Here is a 15,986-nt window from a genome sequence, read left to right as displayed (position 1 = left end):
CGCTTAGGCTCTGAGAATTGGATGTTGTGATGCCGGATATTTTGCGTCGCCGTTTACTGACGGCACTGGCTTTTTCCCCGCTGCTGGCCCAGTTTCCCTTCCCGCTGCGTGCTGCGACAGAACAGCGCATTATCGCACTCGAGTGGTATCCCCTTGAGCTGCTGCTTGCGCTGGGCGTGATGCCGATCGGCGCCGCCGAGCTTTACGGTTATGGCCAGTGGGTTGGTGAACCGAAGTTGCCCGCCTCCGTGGTCGATGTCGGGCTGCGAACCGAACCTAATCTTGAACTGATAACTCAGATGAAGCCTTCTCTGATCCTGTTTTCACAGGGCTATGGGCCCGATCCGACTCGCTTTATGCGCATCGCCCCGGGAATGGGGTTTGCCTTTAACGAAGGCGGGAAGGGGAAACCGCTGACCAGTGCGCGTCACGCGCTCATGGAGCTGGCAAAGCGGGTCGATCGCGTCCCGCAGGCCGTGGCGAATCTGGCCGAACTGGATAGCCAGACTGAGCGCCTGAAAACCAAACTGGCAAACAGGCCGAAGCGCCCGCTGCTGCTGTTGTCGATTGTCGATCCGCGTCATGTGATTGTGTTCACTGAAAACGGACTGTTCCAGGAAGTGCTGGATAATCTCGGGCTGGAAAATGCCTGGAAAGCAGAAAGCACTTTCTGGGGGAGCGTGATCATTGGCATTGAACGTCTGGCCGATCTGGGGGATGTCGATGCCATCGGCTTCGAACATGACAATCAGGCGATTGTTGATCAGGTGACCGGGACCGCACTCTGGCAGTCGCTGCCGTTTGTGCGTGCCGGGCGTTTCAGGCAGATGCCGCGCGTGTGGTTCTACGGTGCCACACTGTCGGCAATGCAGCTGATCCACAGCCTTGACCATGCGCTGGAGGTGAAATGATGCGTCACTATCGTTTAGCCATCCTGCTGTTAACGGCATTGTTTGCCAGTGCACTGGCTCTGACGCTGATTAACCTGCAACAGCGGCTGCCTGGTGCGCAGTGGCTAACAGCATTGTTGACCCCGGACACCAACCGCATTGAGCAGATGGTGTTTCATTACAGCCTGATGCCGCGCCTGTCGCTGTCATTGCTGGCGGGCGCAGGCCTGGGGCTGGTGGGTTTGCTGTTTCAGCAGGTGCTGCGCAATCCCCTGGCCGAACCGGCAACCCTCGGCGTCGCCAGCGGTGCGCAACTGGGGCTGACCGTTGTCACGCTGTGGAGCGTGCCGGGCGGTATGGTCACGCAGCAGCTGGCCGCGATGATCGGTGCGGTGCTGGTGGGGCTGATTGTGTTCGGCGTCGCCTGGGGCAAACGGATGTCGCCTGTAACGCTGATCCTCGCCGGGCTGGTGGTGTCACTTTACTGTGGTGCGGTGAACCAGATTTTTGCCATCTTCAATCACGACCAGCTGCAGAATATGTTTCTGTGGAGCACCGGTTCACTGAATCAGATGGACTGGAGCAACGTGGAGTTCCTCTGGCCACGGCTGCTCGGCGGGCTGCTGCTCACGCTACTGATGTTACGCCCGATGACCCTGATGGGGCTGGATGATGGTGTGGCAAAGAACCTGGGCCTGGCGATTTCGCTGGCCCGCTTTGGCCTGCTGGCACTGGCGATTTTAATCAGTGCTTCCCTGGTAAATGCTGTCGGTATTATCGGCTTTATCGGGCTGTTCTCTCCTCTGCTGGCGCGGATGCTGGGCTTCCGTCGTCTGATCAGCCGTTTGCTGGTGGCGCCGATTATTGGGGCGCTACTTCTGTGGCTGGCGGATCAGTCGGTGCTCTGGCTGACCAGTCGTCTGGGAGAGATCTCTACGGGAACCATCACTGCGGTTATCGGTGCGCCGCTGCTGCTGTGGCTGCTGCCGCGTCTGCGAACCGGTTCGGTGCCGCCAGCGATGAACCAGGGTGACAATGTGCCGACAGAACGTCACCGTGTGCTGTGGTGGGCGCTCATCGGGGGCTGTGCTCTGCTGTTGCTGATGGCGGTGGCGTTAAGCTTTGGACGCGATGCTCACGGCTGGGTATGGGCCAGCGGTGAACTGTGGCAGCAACTTCTGCCGTGGCGCTGGCCGCGTCTGGTGGCCGCGATGGCGACCGGGATGATGCTGGGTGTGGCAGGGTGCGTCGTGCAGCGTTTGACAGGCAACCCGATGGCCAGCCCTGAAGTGCTGGGGATTAGCTCCGGTGCGGCATTTGGCGTCGTGGTGATGCTGTTTATCGTACCGGGTGATGCGTTTGGCTGGCTGCTGCCTGCCGGGAGTATTGGCGCGGCCCTGACGCTGCTGGTGATCTCGATTGCTGCCGGGCGCGGGGGGTTCTCGCCGGAGCGGATGTTGCTGGCCGGGATGGCGCTCAGCACGGCGTTCACCACGCTGATGATGCTGCTGCTGGCCAGCGGTGACCCGCGTATGGCGAATCTGCTGACGTGGATCTCCGGCTCGACCTATAACATTGATGTTTTGCAGGCGAAGCGCACGCTGATCATTATGGTCGTGCTACTGGCACTGGTGCCGCTGTGCCGTCGCTGGCTGACCATCCTTCCACTGGGCGGTGCCACGGCGCGCGCAGTCGGTATGGCGCTGACGCCATCGCGGCTGACGCTGCTGCTGCTGGCTGCGGTGCTGACTGCTGCCGCAACGCTGACCATCGGACCGTTGAGTTTTGTGGGGCTGATGGCACCGCATATTGCGCGGATGCTCGGTTTCCGTCGGGCATTGCCGCAGCAGGTAATGGCGGCGCTGTTGGGCGGCGGATTGATGGTGGCGGCGGACTGGTGCGGAAGGATGCTCTCGTTCCCGGATCAGATCCCGGCAGGGCTACTGGCGACCTTTATCGGTGCGCCGTACTTTATCTATCTGCTGCGTAAGGTATAAAAAAAGGGTCAGGCATGCCTGACCCTTACACTATCCGTAGGGGAGGGGCATGCCCCTCCCGTCTGGATGTTACAATTTCGCGAAACTACGGCGTGCCGCATCGATGGTGTGCTGAATATCATCCGGGCTGTGCGCCAGTGACATAAAGCCTGCTTCAAAGGCGGATGGTGCCAGATACACACCTTCTTCCAGCATCAGATGGAAGAAACGCTTAAAACGCTCAACATCGCACTTCGTTACATCCGCATAGCAGGTCACGCTTTTTGCATCCGTGAAGAAAATCCCAAACATCCCGCCGACATGGTTGATTACCAGCGGGATATTTTCGGCTTTTGCCGCAGCGAGCAGGCCATCGGCCAGTTGGGTGGTCAGACGGGTCAGCGTCTCATGCGTACCCGGACGGGAGACTTCTGTCAGACAGGCAAAGCCCGCTGCCATCGCGATCGGGTTACCGGACAGCGTACCCGCCTGGTATACCGGGCCAGTCGGGGCCAGCGCATCCATCACTTCGCGACGGCCACCAAAGGCACCTACCGGCATCCCACCACCGATGATTTTACCCAGGCAGGTCAGATCCGGTTTCACACCGTAATGGGCCTGTGCCCCCGCCAGCGCAACGCGGAAACCGGTCATCACTTCGTCGATAATCAGCAGCGCGCCAAATTCGTCGCACAGTGTACGCAGGCCCGGCAGGAAGTCCGGCTGCGGTGGAATGCAGTTCATGTTGCCCGCGACCGGTTCAACGATGATGCAGGCGATCTCGTCCGGGTACTGCTCAAAGGCCGCACGTACGCTGGTGAGATCGTTGAAGGTGCAGGTCAGGGTATGTTTGGCAAAGTCAGCGGGCACGCCCGGTGAGTTCGGCTGGCCCAGCGTCAGCGCGCCAGAACCCGCTTTTACCAGCAGGCAGTCGGCGTGGCCATGGTAGCAGCCTTCAAACTTGATGATTTTGTCACGGTGAGTAAAGCCACGTGCCAGACGAATGGCGCTCATGGTCGCTTCTGTACCGGAGTTGACCATGCGAACGGTATCCATGGTCGGCACCAGTTGGGTGACCAGTTCAGCCATCTTGACTTCCATCTCGGTCGGTGCCCCGAAGCTCAGGCCGCGTTCTGCAGCGTCGATGACAGCATGACGGATGGCGGGATGGTTGTGACCCAGCACCATTGGGCCCCATGAACCGACATAGTCTATATAGGCTTTACCATCGACATCGTACAGCAGGGCACCGTCAGCACGTTCGATAAACAGCGGCACGCCGCCCACGCCATTAAAGGCCCGCACCGGTGAATTTACGCCACCGGGAATTAACTGCTGCGCCTGGGCGTACAGGTTTTCAGACTTACTCATGGAACCGCTCCTGATCATTCATTTAAAAACCCCTCTATTCTAAGTGAACATCATGGGGTAGCGAAAGGCTACTCGCATCTGCGACACGATCAGAGAGCCTTAAATGCGGGCATTCAGCGTGAGAATACGTAAAATGCTGACATGGATTGACAATGTTATGAATGGCTGATGAATCAACAATCACTTTCTACCAACGAACTGAATGTTGTGCCTGCCCGGCGCGGTGATTTCCTGCGGATGTTGTTACGCCGCGATAAAACGCCGCTGGCGGTGCTGGTGATGGCGGGAATTGTTGGCACACTGACTGGCCTGGTGGGCGTGGGTTTCGAGCTGGCCGTCAACGAGATTATTCACCAACGCACCCGTTGGCTTGCCACGCTGGAAAGCCATACTGGGGTGATGGTGCTGTGCGCATTTCTTGCCTCCGCGCTATTGGCCACGATCGGCTATTACCTGGTGCGCCGCTTTGCACCAGAGGCGGCGGGGTCGGGGATTCCGGAGATTGAAGGTGCCCTGGAGGAACTGCGGCCGGTGCGCTGGTGGCGGGTGATCCCGGTGAAGTTTATCGGTGGGATGGGCACACTGGGAGCGGGGATGGTGCTGGGACGTGAAGGTCCAACGGTTCAGTTGGGCGGCAATATTGGCCGCATGATGCTGGATATCTTCCGGATGAGAAGCACTGAGGCGCGGCACACGCTGCTGGCAACGGGCGCGGCGGCGGGCTTGTCGGCTGCTTTTAATGCCCCCCTCGCCGGGATCCTGTTTATTATTGAAGAGATGCGTCTGCAATTTCGCTACAGCCTGATTTCCATTAAAGCCGTGTTCGTTGGCGTGATTATGTCGAGCGTGGTGTTTCGGATTTTCAACGGTGAACATGCGGTAATCGAGATAGGCCGCCTGATCGATGCCCCGGTGAATACCCTGTGGCTTTATCTGCTGCTGGGTATGGTGTTTGGCGTGGTGGGGGTGCTATTTAATCAGCTGATTTTCCGCATCCAGGATCTGTTTCAGCGTTTTCACGGCGGACGTTTAGGTAAAATACTGTTGGTGGGGGCTGTGCTGGGAGGGATGTGCGGCGTATTGGGGGTGTTGCTGCCAGCGGCCGCCGGAGGTGGCGCCAGCCTGATCCCGCTTGCGGCGGCCGGAAACTTTTCTATCGGTATGTTGTTATTTCTCTTTATTGTTCGACTGATTACCACTTTACTGTGCTTCTGTTCCGGCGCACCCGGCGGGATTTTTGCCCCGATGCTGGCACTGGGCACGCTGCTGGGAACGGCATTTGGCCTGTGCGCGTCGATCTGGCTCCCGGAGTATCACTTGCAGGCCGGCACCTTTGCCATTGCCGGGATGGGCGCGCTGTTTGCCGCCTCGGTACGTGCGCCACTGACAGGTATTATACTGGTGCTGGAGATGACGGATAACTATCAGCTGATTTTACCGATGATTATTACCTGCCTTGGCGCGACGCTATTAGCCCAGTTTCTTGGGGGACAACCCTTGTATTCGTCACTGCTTACCCGCACTCTGGCGAAACAACAGCAGCAGGAAACGGCTAATGCTACCGCACAGGGTGGTACAGCCTGAGCTTGATTGCTATACCAGTGTGTAAGATAATAACAACAATTATGGTCGATTTGTGACCTGTCAGGCACCCGGCCTGTACGTATGTATACTGGAGTTACCTATGAGCGATGATGTAGCACTGCCCCTGCAATTTACTGAAGCAGCGGCCAGTAAAGTCAAAAACCTGATTTCCGATGAAAACAATCCGGATCTGAAACTGCGCGTCTACATCACCGGCGGCGGTTGCAGCGGTTTCCAGTACGGTTTTACCTTTGACGATAAGATTAACGATGGTGATATGACCATTGAGAAAGCGGGCGTGGCGTTGGTTGTTGACCCGATGAGTCTGCAATATCTGGTGGGTGGCGCAGTGGATTATACCGAAGGGCTGGAAGGATCGCGCTTTATTGTGACCAACCCGAATGCCAAGACCACCTGTGGCTGCGGATCGTCCTTCAGTATCTGATTTACCCTCCCTCTCTGAAGCCGCCGCTATCATAGCGGCGTGCTCTTATCCCGGTCACTGACTGATACCAACTCCCGGAATGTGCTGCCTTGCTTTTACCCCAATGATGTTGGGTAAACAGATACTGTTTAGTAAGAACTTACCATTCGACGGTCACTAACCTTGCTTCCTGCCGCGTGTCCGCATTACGTGATATAACGTTTTGCGTCACTTTTGGCTGCGCATCAGGCTGAGCTCCACACACAACACTGGGTAAATTGATAGCAGACAACCTGCTACTTTCTACACTGCACTGTGAGTAGATGGTTAATTTCACGCCAATGCTGCCGGTAATCGAAGCGGCAAAGGCGTGACCCGTCATCATCAGCCCGAGAGCCAGATAAACGGTTTTCATGTTGCAATTTCCTGGTCAAAATCAGAGCAAAAAGCCCTGAATAAAAAACGAGCGTAAAGTCGCCCGTTATCTTTGGTTAACGGCAATTTTTGTCAGAACTTTACTCACCTTTGGTGGCGATTATTGCGGTTTTGACGTGCCGATGGTGTGTAATTCACTGCATAATTTTTGTGCGGCCAGAATCATACGCGGTCCGGCTCGGCTTATCCAGTCATCATTGATGGCGATGACCGGGAGTGTGAGCTGGGGTTGCCAGAACTGCACAATCTGCTGTGCATGAGTATGATCGCCGGGGATGACGACAGCGGCGGGATGGCGTAACAATACCTGCTCGCGGCTCACCTGTGGCCAGGGCACGCGGGCATCGGCAAAGATGTTCTCTCCGCCACATAAGCGCAGAACTTCATCCTGTAAGGTATTGCCCGATGCGGTAAACAGCGGTTTGAGGCCAAACTGAAGAAAGACGCGCTGCCTGGGTGAGTGCTGATAGCGTTGGCGCAGGTTAGCAAACTGCTGTTGCAGCGTGGCAGCCGCCTGCTCTGCCTGTTGCGGTTGCGGGCTCCAGGCGGCAAGCTGACGCAGGCTGGCAATCAACTGATCGATAGAATCCGGTGCCAGCCAGACCACCCTGATGCCCAACGCCTGAAGCTGATCGACCTGGCGTTGCGGCGTGCCGCCTTTCCAGGCAACCACGACATCCGGCTTCAGCCTGAGTAGCTTTTCGCTGTTGATCCCCTGCCAGTTAGCGACCTGTTCGATGTGCTGTGCGGCGGCAGGGTAATCGGAATAAGCGCTGACGCCCACCGGAGTAATTCCGGCAGCAAAGGCCAGTTCGGTAATATTGGGTGCCAGCGTGACCACGCGGGGGGCGGCCTGAGCTGTGGCGGCGCAGGCCAGCCACAGCAGCAGGCAAACAAGGCGTTTAGCCACGAGACAGATGGGTCAGCAGGGTTTCCACCATCAGTGATGATTGCTGTGCTGCCACCACCAGGAATTCATCAAAGCTGAGGTGTGATTCTTGATCGGCTACATCGGAGATAGCACGGACCACGACAAACGGTGTGCCAAATTGATGGCAAACGTGGCCAATCGCGGTCGCTTCCATCTCAACCGCAATGGCCTGCGGGAAGGTGCTGCGAATACGTGACAGCGGCGCTGCGCCATTGATAAAGGCATCGCCGCTCACCACCAGACCACGGACTGCGTTGAGGTTCAGTTCGCCAATGCACTGTTCGGCAGCGGCAATCAGCTTATCATCCGCCTTGAACGCCGCCGGACAGCCCGCCATCTGGCCAGGTTCATAGCCAAAGGCCGTCACATCGGCGTCGTGATAACGCACTTCATCAGACACCACAATATCACCCACTTTCAGCGTAGGGGCCAGGCCGCCAGCTGAACCGGTATTGATGACCACATCGGGTTTGCACAGTTGCAGCAGCAGGGTGGTGCCCAGCGCCGCAGACACTTTACCGATGCCCGACTTCAGCAGAGCAACTTCAACGCCATTCAGTGTACCGGTGTAAATTTCACAGCCCGCCAGGGTGAGGGTCTGACGGTTTTCAATTTTGTCACGCAGCAGCGTCACTTCCTGTTCCATTGCGCCAATAATGCCTGCTTTCATAGGGATACTCTCTGAAGTTGTGGAATGTATTATTCATTGCGGCGCATAGTTTATCATGACAAACATCATCGCTATACCCGTCATACTTCAAGCTGCACAGGCGTTGGCTGCATCAAAAGTAGGCCCCATGAGGGGACTCGAATTATTTTGGGTATACTGCGAGAATGACTGCGCCATTTATCAGAGGGAATAAGGTATGACTGGGATCGATTTTCGCAAAAAAATCAACTGGCAGCGGCGCTATCGCCCCTATCAGGGACCGAAGGATGAACATGAAATCCTGCGCATATTTGAAAGCGATCGTGGTCGTATTATTAATTCAGCAGCTATCCGCCGACTGCAGCAGAAAACCCAGGTCTTCCCGCTTGAGCGTAATGCCGCCGTTCGCACCCGGCTGACTCATTCGCTGGAAGTGCAGCAGGTGGGGCGCTATATCGCAAAAGAAGTACTGACACGCTTGCAGGAAGCTGACCGTTTAGTCTCTTTGGGGCTGGCGCAGTTGACCGGGCCATTTGAGAGTATCGTCGAGATGGCTTGCCTGATGCACGATATTGGCAATCCGCCGTTTGGTCACTTTGGTGAGGCAGCGATCAATGACTGGTTCCGTCAGCAGTTTGATACAAGCTGGCAGCCGGAGAGCGGACGGGAAGATCGCTGTGTCCCCGAGGTATTACGACATCAGGATGATGGCCTGAATGCGCTGCGGGCTAAAGTCCGTCAGGACCTGTCTCATTTTGAAGGCAACGCGCAGGCAATCCGCACGGTGCATACGCTGATGAAGATGAACCTGACCTGGGCGCAGGTCGGCTGTATTTTAAAATACACGCGTCCTGCCTGGCATAGCGGGGCCATTCCCGCCAGCCATGATTATTTAATGAAGAAACCGGGATACTACCTGGCAGAAGAGGAATATATCGCGCGACTGCGTGAGCAATTAGATCTTCAGCCGCATTGCCGTTTCCCGCTGACTTATATTATGGAAGCGGCTGACGATATCTCTTACTGTGTGGCCGATTTAGAAGATGCCGTAGAAAAAAACATCTTTACTGTTGAACAGCTGTATCAGTATTTATTCCAACTCTGGCCTGACCATCAGGCAGGCGATCTGTTTGCCACGGTGGTGACCACTGCGCTGGATAAATCACGCAGTCGCCGCACAAATCGCAGCAGTGAAGATCAGTTCTTTATGTATTTGCGTGTGAATACGGTGGCAGAACTGGTGCCCCATGCGGCCAGCCGTTTTATCGACCATTTGCCCGCGGTGTACCACGGCGAGTTTAATGAGGCGCTGCTGGAAGATGGTAGCCCGCATAGTCAGCTATTAGATATTTTCAAAAAAGTCGCTTTTCGTCATGTGTTTAACCATCCTGAAGTTGAACAGTTAGAGTTGCAAGGGTATCGGGTGATCAGTGGGCTACTGGATATTTACCAGCCACTGTTGCTGTTGACGCGCGAAGAGTTCAGCGAATTGACGGAAAAGGATTATTTAAAAGGTTATCCGATTGAAACACGCCTGTTCCATAAGCTTTCGACGCGTTTTCGTCTTGCTTACAGCGAAGCGGTGGAGTCTCTGGATAAAAATCCCGACGAAGAGAATATATGGGAATACTATTATCGCGTTCGTTTATTGCAGGACTACATTAGCGGGATGACAGATTTGTATGCCTGGGATGAGTATCGACGATTAATGGCCGTGGAATAAATCCATCAGTCGTGATGATTTGTAAAGAAGAACAATATTTTTTTACTTTTTCTTAGTGGTTAAATATGAACTTAGGGATAAAAAATTAATCTCACCTTCACAACCACAGCAATGGTTATCCCACAGAATCACTTGAGAATCCGACGAATGAAAAAAACCACGTTAGTATTGAGCGCACTGGCTCTGAGCCTTGGGCTGGCGCTAAATCCGTTAGCCGCCAGCGCCGCTGAAACGGCTTCATCATCTTCTACTCAGCCGCTTCCTAGTCTGGCACCGATGCTGGAAACCGTGATGCCTTCAGTGGTCAGCATCAATGTTGAGGGCAGCACGACGGTACGTACACCGCGTATGCCTCAGCAGTTCCAGCAGTTCTTTGGCGATAATTCGCCATTCTGTCAGGACGGTTCTCCATTCCAGGGATCGCCGATGTGTCAGGAAGGTGGCCCGGAAGGGAAGGGCAATGGCGGCGCTGACAGCCAGCAGCAGAAATTCCGCGCACTGGGTTCCGGTGTGGTGATTGATGCCGCTAAAGGCTATGTGGTAACCAACAACCACGTGGTCGACAATGCGACAAAAATTCAGGTTCAATTGAGCGATGGTCGTAAATACGATGCAAAAGTAATCGGTAAAGATCCGCGTTCAGATATTGCGCTGATTCAGTTGAAAGAGGCGAAAAACCTGACCGCAATTAAGCTTGCTGACTCCGATAACCTGCGCGTGGGCGACTACACGGTAGCGATTGGTAACCCGTATGGTCTGGGGGAAACGGTTACCTCCGGTATTGTCTCTGCCCTTGGCCGCAGTGGTTTGAACGTCGAAAACTACGAAAACTTTATTCAGACCGATGCCGCGATTAACCGGGGTAATTCCGGCGGTGCGCTGGTGAACCTGAATGGTGAACTGATCGGGATTAACACGGCGATCCTCGCGCCAGACGGTGGCAACATCGGTATTGGCTTTGCCATCCCAAGTAATATGGTGAAAAACCTGACATCACAGATGGTTGAATTCGGTCAGGTGAAGCGCGGTGAACTGGGGATCATGGGCACCGAACTGAACTCCGAACTCGCAAAGGCGATGAAAGTTGATGCCCAGCGCGGTGCGTTCGTCAGTCAGGTATTGCCGAAGTCTTCAGCGGCGCAGGCGGGCATTAAAGCCGGTGACGTGATTGTGTCGATCAACAACAAGCCGATCTCCAGTTTCTCTGCGTTGCGTGCGGAAGTGGGGTCGTTGCCGGTTGGCACCAAAATGGAACTGGGCCTGATCCGGGATGGCAAGCCAATGAAAGTGAACGTGGCGTTGCAACAAAGCGCCGCAGCGAAAGTCGATTCTGGCACTATCTATAACGGTATCGAAGGGGCTGACCTGAGCAACTTTGATGCGAAAGGCGTTAAGGGTGTGAAAGTGGACAGCGTTAAAGCGGGTTCTGCGGCAGCGCGCGTTGGCCTGAAGAAAGATGATGTGATTTTAGGCGTTAACCAACAGCCGGTCGCGAATCTGGGCGAATTGCGCAAAATCCTGGATACCAAACCGTCAGTGCTGGCGCTGAATATCCAGCGTGGCGATGCCAGTATTTATTTGCTGATGCAGTAAGTTATGCTGAAAAGTGCCGTTCGAAAATAAGAGCGGCACCGGACAAAAAAAAGGGGTGACCAGTATTCTGGTCACCCCTTTTTTATATCGGATCGGGAATTAACGACCGCCGCGGGTCAGTTTGTCCAGGTCTGATTCAATTTCAGCAATCTTGTTAGAGACTACGCTCTCCAGATGACGCAGGTCATCAAGGATTTTGCGTTTCAGATCAACTTCAACCTGGTCACGCTGGCAAATCTGGTCAAGTTCATCAATCACATAGCGCAGGTTCGGGCTGATTTCCTGAACTTCTTTGTAACCCTGGCTGGCATTATCAGCTACCACGGTTTTGCGCTGGCGCGGATATTTAAATTTCACGCTTTTGGCAAAGAACTCGCCTTTATCTTTGCGGAAATAGATTTTCAGGATGTCGTTGTTGGCTTCCTGACGCAGGCTGTAACGGTCGATATCTTCCGGCGTCGCGATGCCCAAACCCTTGAGATTGTCGTACATGGTATTTTCCTTTAAGAGACTATCGATCCAGATGCGATCAGAGTAGTCGCTATCCGAGAAACGGAAAAGGATCGTTTAATTTAAATACAGTATTTTCTGGCGCGGATTATGGCGCAGATTGTGCACAATAGCACCACTTGTTTCGTGACGTGAAAGAGGTAGTTCAGGGCAGGAGTGTAAAACTTACTTTACAGTAAGGTGCGGACCACTGGTGTGGCCCGCAGGAGGATCAATCGATAGTGCGCAGCAGTTCGTTAATGCCGGTTTTGCTCAGCGTTTTCGCATCGACTTTTTTCACGATAACGGCGCAGTACAGGCTGTAAGTTCCGTCTTTCGATGGCAGGTTGCCTGAAACGACGACGGAACCCGCAGGGACACGACCGTAGTGCACTTCGCCGGTTTCGCGGTCAAAGATCTTGGTGCTCTGGCCGATATACACGCCCATTGAAATCACGGAACCTTCTTCTACGATCACGCCTTCAACGATTTCTGAACGCGCACCGATGAAGCAGTTGTCTTCAATGATAGTTGGGTTGGCCTGCAACGGCTCGAGCACGCCACCAATACCAACGCCGCCAGACAGGTGAACGTTTTTACCGATCTGCGCACAGGAACCTACGGTGACCCAGGTATCAACCATCGTGCCTTCGTCAACGTAAGCGCCGATGTTAACGTAAGAAGGCATCAATACGGTGTTACGTGCGATGAATGCGCCCTGGCGTACAGCCGCTGGTGGAACAACGCGGAAGCCTTCTTTTTTGAAGCGTGCTTCGTCGTAGTCAGCGAATTTCATGGGAACTTTGTCGTAGTAACGGCTTTCTGCGCCATCAATTACCTGATTGTCATTGATGCGGAAAGAGAGCAGAACCGCTTTCTTCAGCCACTGATGCGTGACCCATTCGCCGTCGATCTTCTCAGAGACGCGCAGGGCACCGCTATCCAGCTGGGCGATAACCTTAGTGACGGCTTCGCGGGTTGCGGCGTCAGCGTTTGCTGGGGTAATGTCCGCACGGCGTCCGAAGGCCGCTTCAATAACACTCTGTAACTGTTGCATATTAGATCTCTCAATTTCAGTGAGTTCGGTGTAACAGGCTCTTCTACTTGCCATTTTGAGCGCAGGCAGTGCCCGCCATTCTCACGTACTTCAGTACGCTGCGCTGTCTGCGCTCAAACTGCCTGCGACAATGACGCCTGTGTCACTCTTTAGGGATGAAAAGTAAATCTGGGTCACACTTTATCGTTTGGAACAAGGGCCTCTGTCAACCGTTGTTGCAGCCGTTCGCGCAAATCGGCATCTAATGCCCGGCGCTCGCTATTGGCGAGAATAAACAAATCTTCGACGCGTTCACCGATGGTACTGATGCGCGCACCGTGCAGCGACACGTTCAGGTCAGCAAAAACCTCGCCAACGCGCGCCAGCAATCCTGGCTGATCCAGCGCGATTAATTCCAGATAAGTTCGCCTGTCAGTGTGTGTGGGTAAGAAGTTGACCGCGGTATCGACATTAAAATGCTTCAGACGGGCTGACTGACGGCGCGTGCGCGGAGGCTGCCAACTGGTCTGGCAGATCGCCTGTTCCAGCGCCTGGCGTGTCATCTCATGGCGGTCAGTCGCTAGCGGGCTTCCATCTGGCTCCAGCACGATAAAGGTGTCCATTGCCATGCCGTCTCGGCTGGTGAAGATCTGGGCATCGTGAACGCTCAGATTGCGACGATCCAGCTCGCCAGCGACAGTGGCAAACAGATACGGGCGGTCCGGGCTCCAGATAAAGATCTCGGTGCCGCCGCGCGTCGCCTGCGGGCTAACGAGGATCAGGGGCTTGCTGAGATCGTGATTCATCAGATGACGCGCATGCCACGCAAGCTGGTTCGGCGTGTGGCGCAGGAAATAGTCGGCCCGGCAGCGGCCCCAGATACTGTGCAACGCTTCTTCGTCGATATTATCCATGCGCAGTAAGGCCAGCGCCTGGAGCCGATGATGGCGCACGCGTTCGCGCAGATCCGGACTGTTTTCCATTCCACGGCGTAGCTGTTTCTCTGTGGCGAAAAACAGCTCGCGTAACAGGCTCTGCTTCCAGCTGTTCCATAAGGTTTCATTGGTGGCACAGATATCGGCAACGGTCAGGCACACCAGATAACGCAGGCGGTTTTCATTCTGCATCACCTCGGCAAACTGCTGGATCTCCGTCGGGTCCTGAATATCGCGGCGCTGGGCGGTGACCGACATCAGCAGGTGATGACGCACCAGCCAGGCAACCAGTTGCGTCTCGCGTGAGTTCAGACCGTGCATCTCGGCAAACTCCAGCGCATCCTGGGCCCCGAGAATGGAGTGATCGCCGCCGCGCCCTTTGGCGATATCGTGAAACAGCGCCGCCATCAGCAGTAATTCCAGCTGCGGCAGGCGTGGCCAGAGTTCAACGCACAGCGGATGTTGCTGGCGTGTACGTTCGTCGGCAAAGCTTTCCAGCTTTTGCAGTACGCGAATGGTGTGTTCATCGACCGTGTAGGCGTGGAACAGGTCAAACTGCATCTGACCGACGATGTTGCTCCATTGCGGCATATAAGCCCACAGCACACTGTGGCGGTGCATCGGCACCAGCGCCCGGCTAACGGCACCTGGATGGCGCAGTATCGACAGGAACAGCTCCCGGGCCTCTGGGATGGTACACAGGGGCTGCTTCAGGTTACGGCGCGCGTGACGCAAATGACGCAGCGTATTGGAGTAGATACCGGTAATTTTCGGTGTGCGCGCCATGGTGTTGAACATACGCATGATGGATTCTGGCTGGCGAGCAAACAGCGTATCATCACGCAGATCAATCAGCGTGCCGCGTAGCTGGAATTCATCGTCCAGCGGGCGGGGTTTCTCATCGGTTGGCAGCGCCAAAATAGCTTCATCAAACAGCTGTAACAGCATCTGGTTTAACTCGCCAACGCGGCGTGTGACACGGAAGAAATCCTTCATCATGCGTTCAACCGGCTCGTTCCCTTCGCCCTGATAGTTCAGGCGTTGGGCAACATTGAGCTGACGATCAAACAGCAGGCGGTTGTCGTAGCGCGTCAGTGTCAGGTGCAGGGCAAAGCGGATGCGCCACAGGAAGCTCTGGCACTCGTTCAGCTCGTTACGCTCTGCTTCCGTCAGAAAGCCGAAACCGACCATTTCATCCAGCGAGGTTGCGCCGAAGTGACGGCGTGCCACCCACAACAGCGTGTGAATGTCACGCAGGCCACCGGGGCTGCTTTTGATATCCGGTTCCAGATTGTAGCTGGTGCCGTGATAGCGTTGATGACGTACTTGCTGTTCGTCAATTTTGGCCGCGAAAAAGCGGTCTGACGGCCAAAAGCCATCGCTGAAGACGTTCTTCTGCATCTCAAGAAATAACGTGAGATCGCCGGTCAACATGCGCGATTCAATCAGGTTGGTTGAGACGGTGAGGTCGGACAACCCTTCGAGCAAACACTCTTCCAGCGTCCGTACACTGTGACCGACTTCCAGTTTGAGGTCCCACATCAGGGTCAGCAGCTCGCTGGTACGACGGGCATCTTCCTCGGACAGGGGTTTACGACTGAGGATCAGGACATCTATATCCGATAGCGGATGCAGTTCACCCCGACCGTAGCCACCGACCGCAACCAGTGCAATGCCGTCTTTTTCCGGAAATCCGAAGAAGCGCCACAGGCGCCGGAGAAGGCGATCGATGAAGAGTGTACGGGCGTCGATCAGGCTTTCTGCATCCTGCCCGGCGTCAAAGGCGGCAGCGAGATGCTGCTGGAAAACATCCAGGTGATGCCTGAGCGTATCGCGGTTCAGTTCGGCATCTTCCCAGCGGCGCGGGGCCTTGGTGAGTTTTTTCAGGATGCTGGCTTCAGGTACGTCTTTATTCATTTCACCGCCCCAATGTGGATCTGGTCATGCTGA

13 protein-coding genes are annotated in these 15,986 nt (G+C 55.2%); 6 read left to right on the top strand and 7 right to left on the bottom strand.

Translation table 11 applies throughout. From position 1 onward, the window contains the following. Nucleotides 1-29 precede the first annotated feature (29 nt). Both fhuD and fhuB read left to right on the top strand, forming a co-directional pair. Nucleotides 30-911, top strand: a complete 882-nt coding sequence (gene fhuD / locus LJN55_RS18930) for a Fe(3+)-hydroxamate ABC transporter substrate-binding protein FhuD (RefSeq protein WP_133842211.1) — start codon at nucleotides 30-32, stop codon at nucleotides 909-911. Next, nucleotides 911-2,887 carry a Fe(3+)-hydroxamate ABC transporter permease FhuB gene (gene fhuB, locus LJN55_RS18925; protein WP_227536412.1) on the top strand — a complete coding sequence of 659 codons (1,977 nt, stop codon included), beginning with the start codon at nucleotides 911-913 and terminating at the stop codon, nucleotides 2,885-2,887. Before fhuD ends, fhuB begins: the two co-directional genes overlap by 1 nt. A 69-nt stretch (nucleotides 2,888-2,956) precedes the next feature. On the opposite strand, the gene hemL is transcribed toward fhuB, so the two are convergent. After that, complete coding sequence (gene hemL, locus LJN55_RS18920; RefSeq protein ID WP_227535036.1) at nucleotides 2,957-4,237, bottom strand: glutamate-1-semialdehyde 2,1-aminomutase; 1,281 nt, start codon at nucleotides 4,235-4,237, stop codon at nucleotides 2,957-2,959. A 168-nt stretch (nucleotides 4,238-4,405) separates the two neighbouring features. Between hemL and clcA the strand changes: the two genes are divergently transcribed. Then, nucleotides 4,406-5,821 (top strand): H(+)/Cl(-) exchange transporter ClcA, encoded by a 1,416-nt coding sequence (gene clcA, locus LJN55_RS18915; RefSeq protein WP_227535035.1) that lies wholly within the window; start codon nucleotides 4,406-4,408, stop codon nucleotides 5,819-5,821. 100 nt (nucleotides 5,822-5,921) lie between these two features. Continuing rightward, nucleotides 5,922-6,266: an iron-sulfur cluster insertion protein ErpA gene (gene erpA / locus LJN55_RS18910; protein ID WP_133842208.1), complete on the top strand. Its 345-nt coding sequence runs from the start codon at nucleotides 5,922-5,924 to the stop codon at nucleotides 6,264-6,266. Between the two features lie 139 nt (nucleotides 6,267-6,405). On the opposite strand, the gene LJN55_RS18905 is transcribed toward erpA, so the two are convergent. The 3 genes from LJN55_RS18905 to mtnN all read right to left on the bottom strand — a co-directional run bounded on the left by LJN55_RS18905 (nucleotide 6,406) and on the right by mtnN (nucleotide 8,281). Continuing rightward, a complete protein-coding gene (locus LJN55_RS18905) occupies nucleotides 6,406-6,660 on the bottom strand; it encodes a hypothetical protein (RefSeq protein ID WP_200643786.1) in 255 nt (84 codons plus the stop codon). Nucleotides 6,661-6,780: 120 nt separating this feature from the next. Then, entirely contained in the window at nucleotides 6,781-7,590 is an 810-nt protein-coding gene (gene btuF / locus LJN55_RS18900) for a vitamin B12 ABC transporter substrate-binding protein BtuF (protein ID WP_133842206.1), read from the bottom strand. Continuing rightward, nucleotides 7,583-8,281: a 5'-methylthioadenosine/S-adenosylhomocysteine nucleosidase gene (gene mtnN, locus LJN55_RS18895; RefSeq protein ID WP_133842205.1), complete on the bottom strand. Its 699-nt coding sequence runs from the start codon at nucleotides 8,279-8,281 to the stop codon at nucleotides 7,583-7,585. The genes btuF and mtnN overlap by 8 nt, the downstream gene beginning before the upstream one ends. 196 nt (nucleotides 8,282-8,477) lie before the next feature. Here mtnN and dgt point away from each other — a divergent pair, with 196 nt between their 5' ends. Both dgt and degP read left to right on the top strand, forming a co-directional pair. Continuing rightward, nucleotides 8,478-9,983: a dGTPase gene (gene dgt, locus LJN55_RS18890; protein ID WP_227535034.1), complete on the top strand. Its 1,506-nt coding sequence runs from the start codon at nucleotides 8,478-8,480 to the stop codon at nucleotides 9,981-9,983. A 147-nt stretch (nucleotides 9,984-10,130) separates the two neighbouring features. Continuing rightward, complete coding sequence (gene degP / locus LJN55_RS18885) at nucleotides 10,131-11,576, top strand: serine endoprotease DegP (RefSeq protein WP_200643790.1); 1,446 nt, start codon at nucleotides 10,131-10,133, stop codon at nucleotides 11,574-11,576. A gap of 99 nt (nucleotides 11,577-11,675) precedes the next feature. Here degP and LJN55_RS18880 read toward each other — a convergent pair whose 3' ends face one another. From LJN55_RS18880 to glnD, 3 genes are all read right to left on the bottom strand, one after another. Further along, a complete protein-coding gene (locus LJN55_RS18880; RefSeq protein WP_133842202.1) occupies nucleotides 11,676-12,068 on the bottom strand; it encodes a DUF3461 family protein in 393 nt (130 codons plus the stop codon). A 229-nt stretch (nucleotides 12,069-12,297) separates the two neighbouring features. Further along, complete coding sequence (gene dapD / locus LJN55_RS18875) at nucleotides 12,298-13,122, bottom strand: 2,3,4,5-tetrahydropyridine-2,6-dicarboxylate N-succinyltransferase (RefSeq protein WP_227535033.1); 825 nt, start codon at nucleotides 13,120-13,122, stop codon at nucleotides 12,298-12,300. A gap of 173 nt (nucleotides 13,123-13,295) precedes the next feature. Continuing rightward, nucleotides 13,296-15,953: a bifunctional uridylyltransferase/uridylyl-removing protein GlnD gene (glnD, locus tag LJN55_RS18870; protein ID WP_200643792.1), complete on the bottom strand. Its 2,658-nt coding sequence runs from the start codon at nucleotides 15,951-15,953 to the stop codon at nucleotides 13,296-13,298. Nucleotides 15,954-15,986: the final 33 nt, after the last annotated feature.

Source organism: Erwinia rhapontici, from assembly GCF_020683125.1.
Classification (GTDB): Bacteria; Pseudomonadota; Gammaproteobacteria; order Enterobacterales; family Enterobacteriaceae; genus Erwinia; species Erwinia rhapontici.
The sequence above is the reverse complement of the archived record's forward strand: the minus strand, read 5'-3'. Positions and strand labels throughout refer to the sequence as shown.

What these genes read in the sequence shown, in the direction of transcription:
- degP (WP_200643790.1), top strand. Translation starts at nt 10,131, where the DNA reads ATGAAAAAAACCACGTTAGTATTGAGCGCACTGGCTCTGAGCCTTGGG.
- erpA (WP_133842208.1), top strand. Translation starts at nt 5,922, where the DNA reads ATGAGCGATGATGTAGCACTGCCCCTGCAATTTACTGAAGCAGCGGCC.
- clcA (WP_227535035.1), top strand. Translation starts at nt 4,406, where the DNA reads ATGAATCAACAATCACTTTCTACCAACGAACTGAATGTTGTGCCTGCC.
- LJN55_RS18905 (WP_200643786.1), bottom strand. Translation starts at nt 6,660, where the DNA reads ATGAAAACCGTTTATCTGGCTCTCGGGCTGATGATGACGGGTCACGCC.
- glnD (WP_200643792.1), bottom strand. Translation starts at nt 15,953, where the DNA reads ATGAATAAAGACGTACCTGAAGCCAGCATCCTGAAAAAACTCACCAAG.
- LJN55_RS18880 (WP_133842202.1), bottom strand. Translation starts at nt 12,068, where the DNA reads ATGTACGACAATCTCAAGGGTTTGGGCATCGCGACGCCGGAAGATATC.
- fhuB (WP_227536412.1), top strand. Translation starts at nt 911, where the DNA reads ATGCGTCACTATCGTTTAGCCATCCTGCTGTTAACGGCATTGTTTGCC.
- hemL (WP_227535036.1), bottom strand. Translation starts at nt 4,237, where the DNA reads ATGAGTAAGTCTGAAAACCTGTACGCCCAGGCGCAGCAGTTAATTCCC.
- fhuD (WP_133842211.1), top strand. Translation starts at nt 30, where the DNA reads ATGCCGGATATTTTGCGTCGCCGTTTACTGACGGCACTGGCTTTTTCC.
- dgt (WP_227535034.1), top strand. Translation starts at nt 8,478, where the DNA reads ATGACTGGGATCGATTTTCGCAAAAAAATCAACTGGCAGCGGCGCTAT.
- mtnN (WP_133842205.1), bottom strand. Translation starts at nt 8,281, where the DNA reads ATGAAAGCAGGCATTATTGGCGCAATGGAACAGGAAGTGACGCTGCTG.
- dapD (WP_227535033.1), bottom strand. Translation starts at nt 13,122, where the DNA reads ATGCAACAGTTACAGAGTGTTATTGAAGCGGCCTTCGGACGCCGTGCG.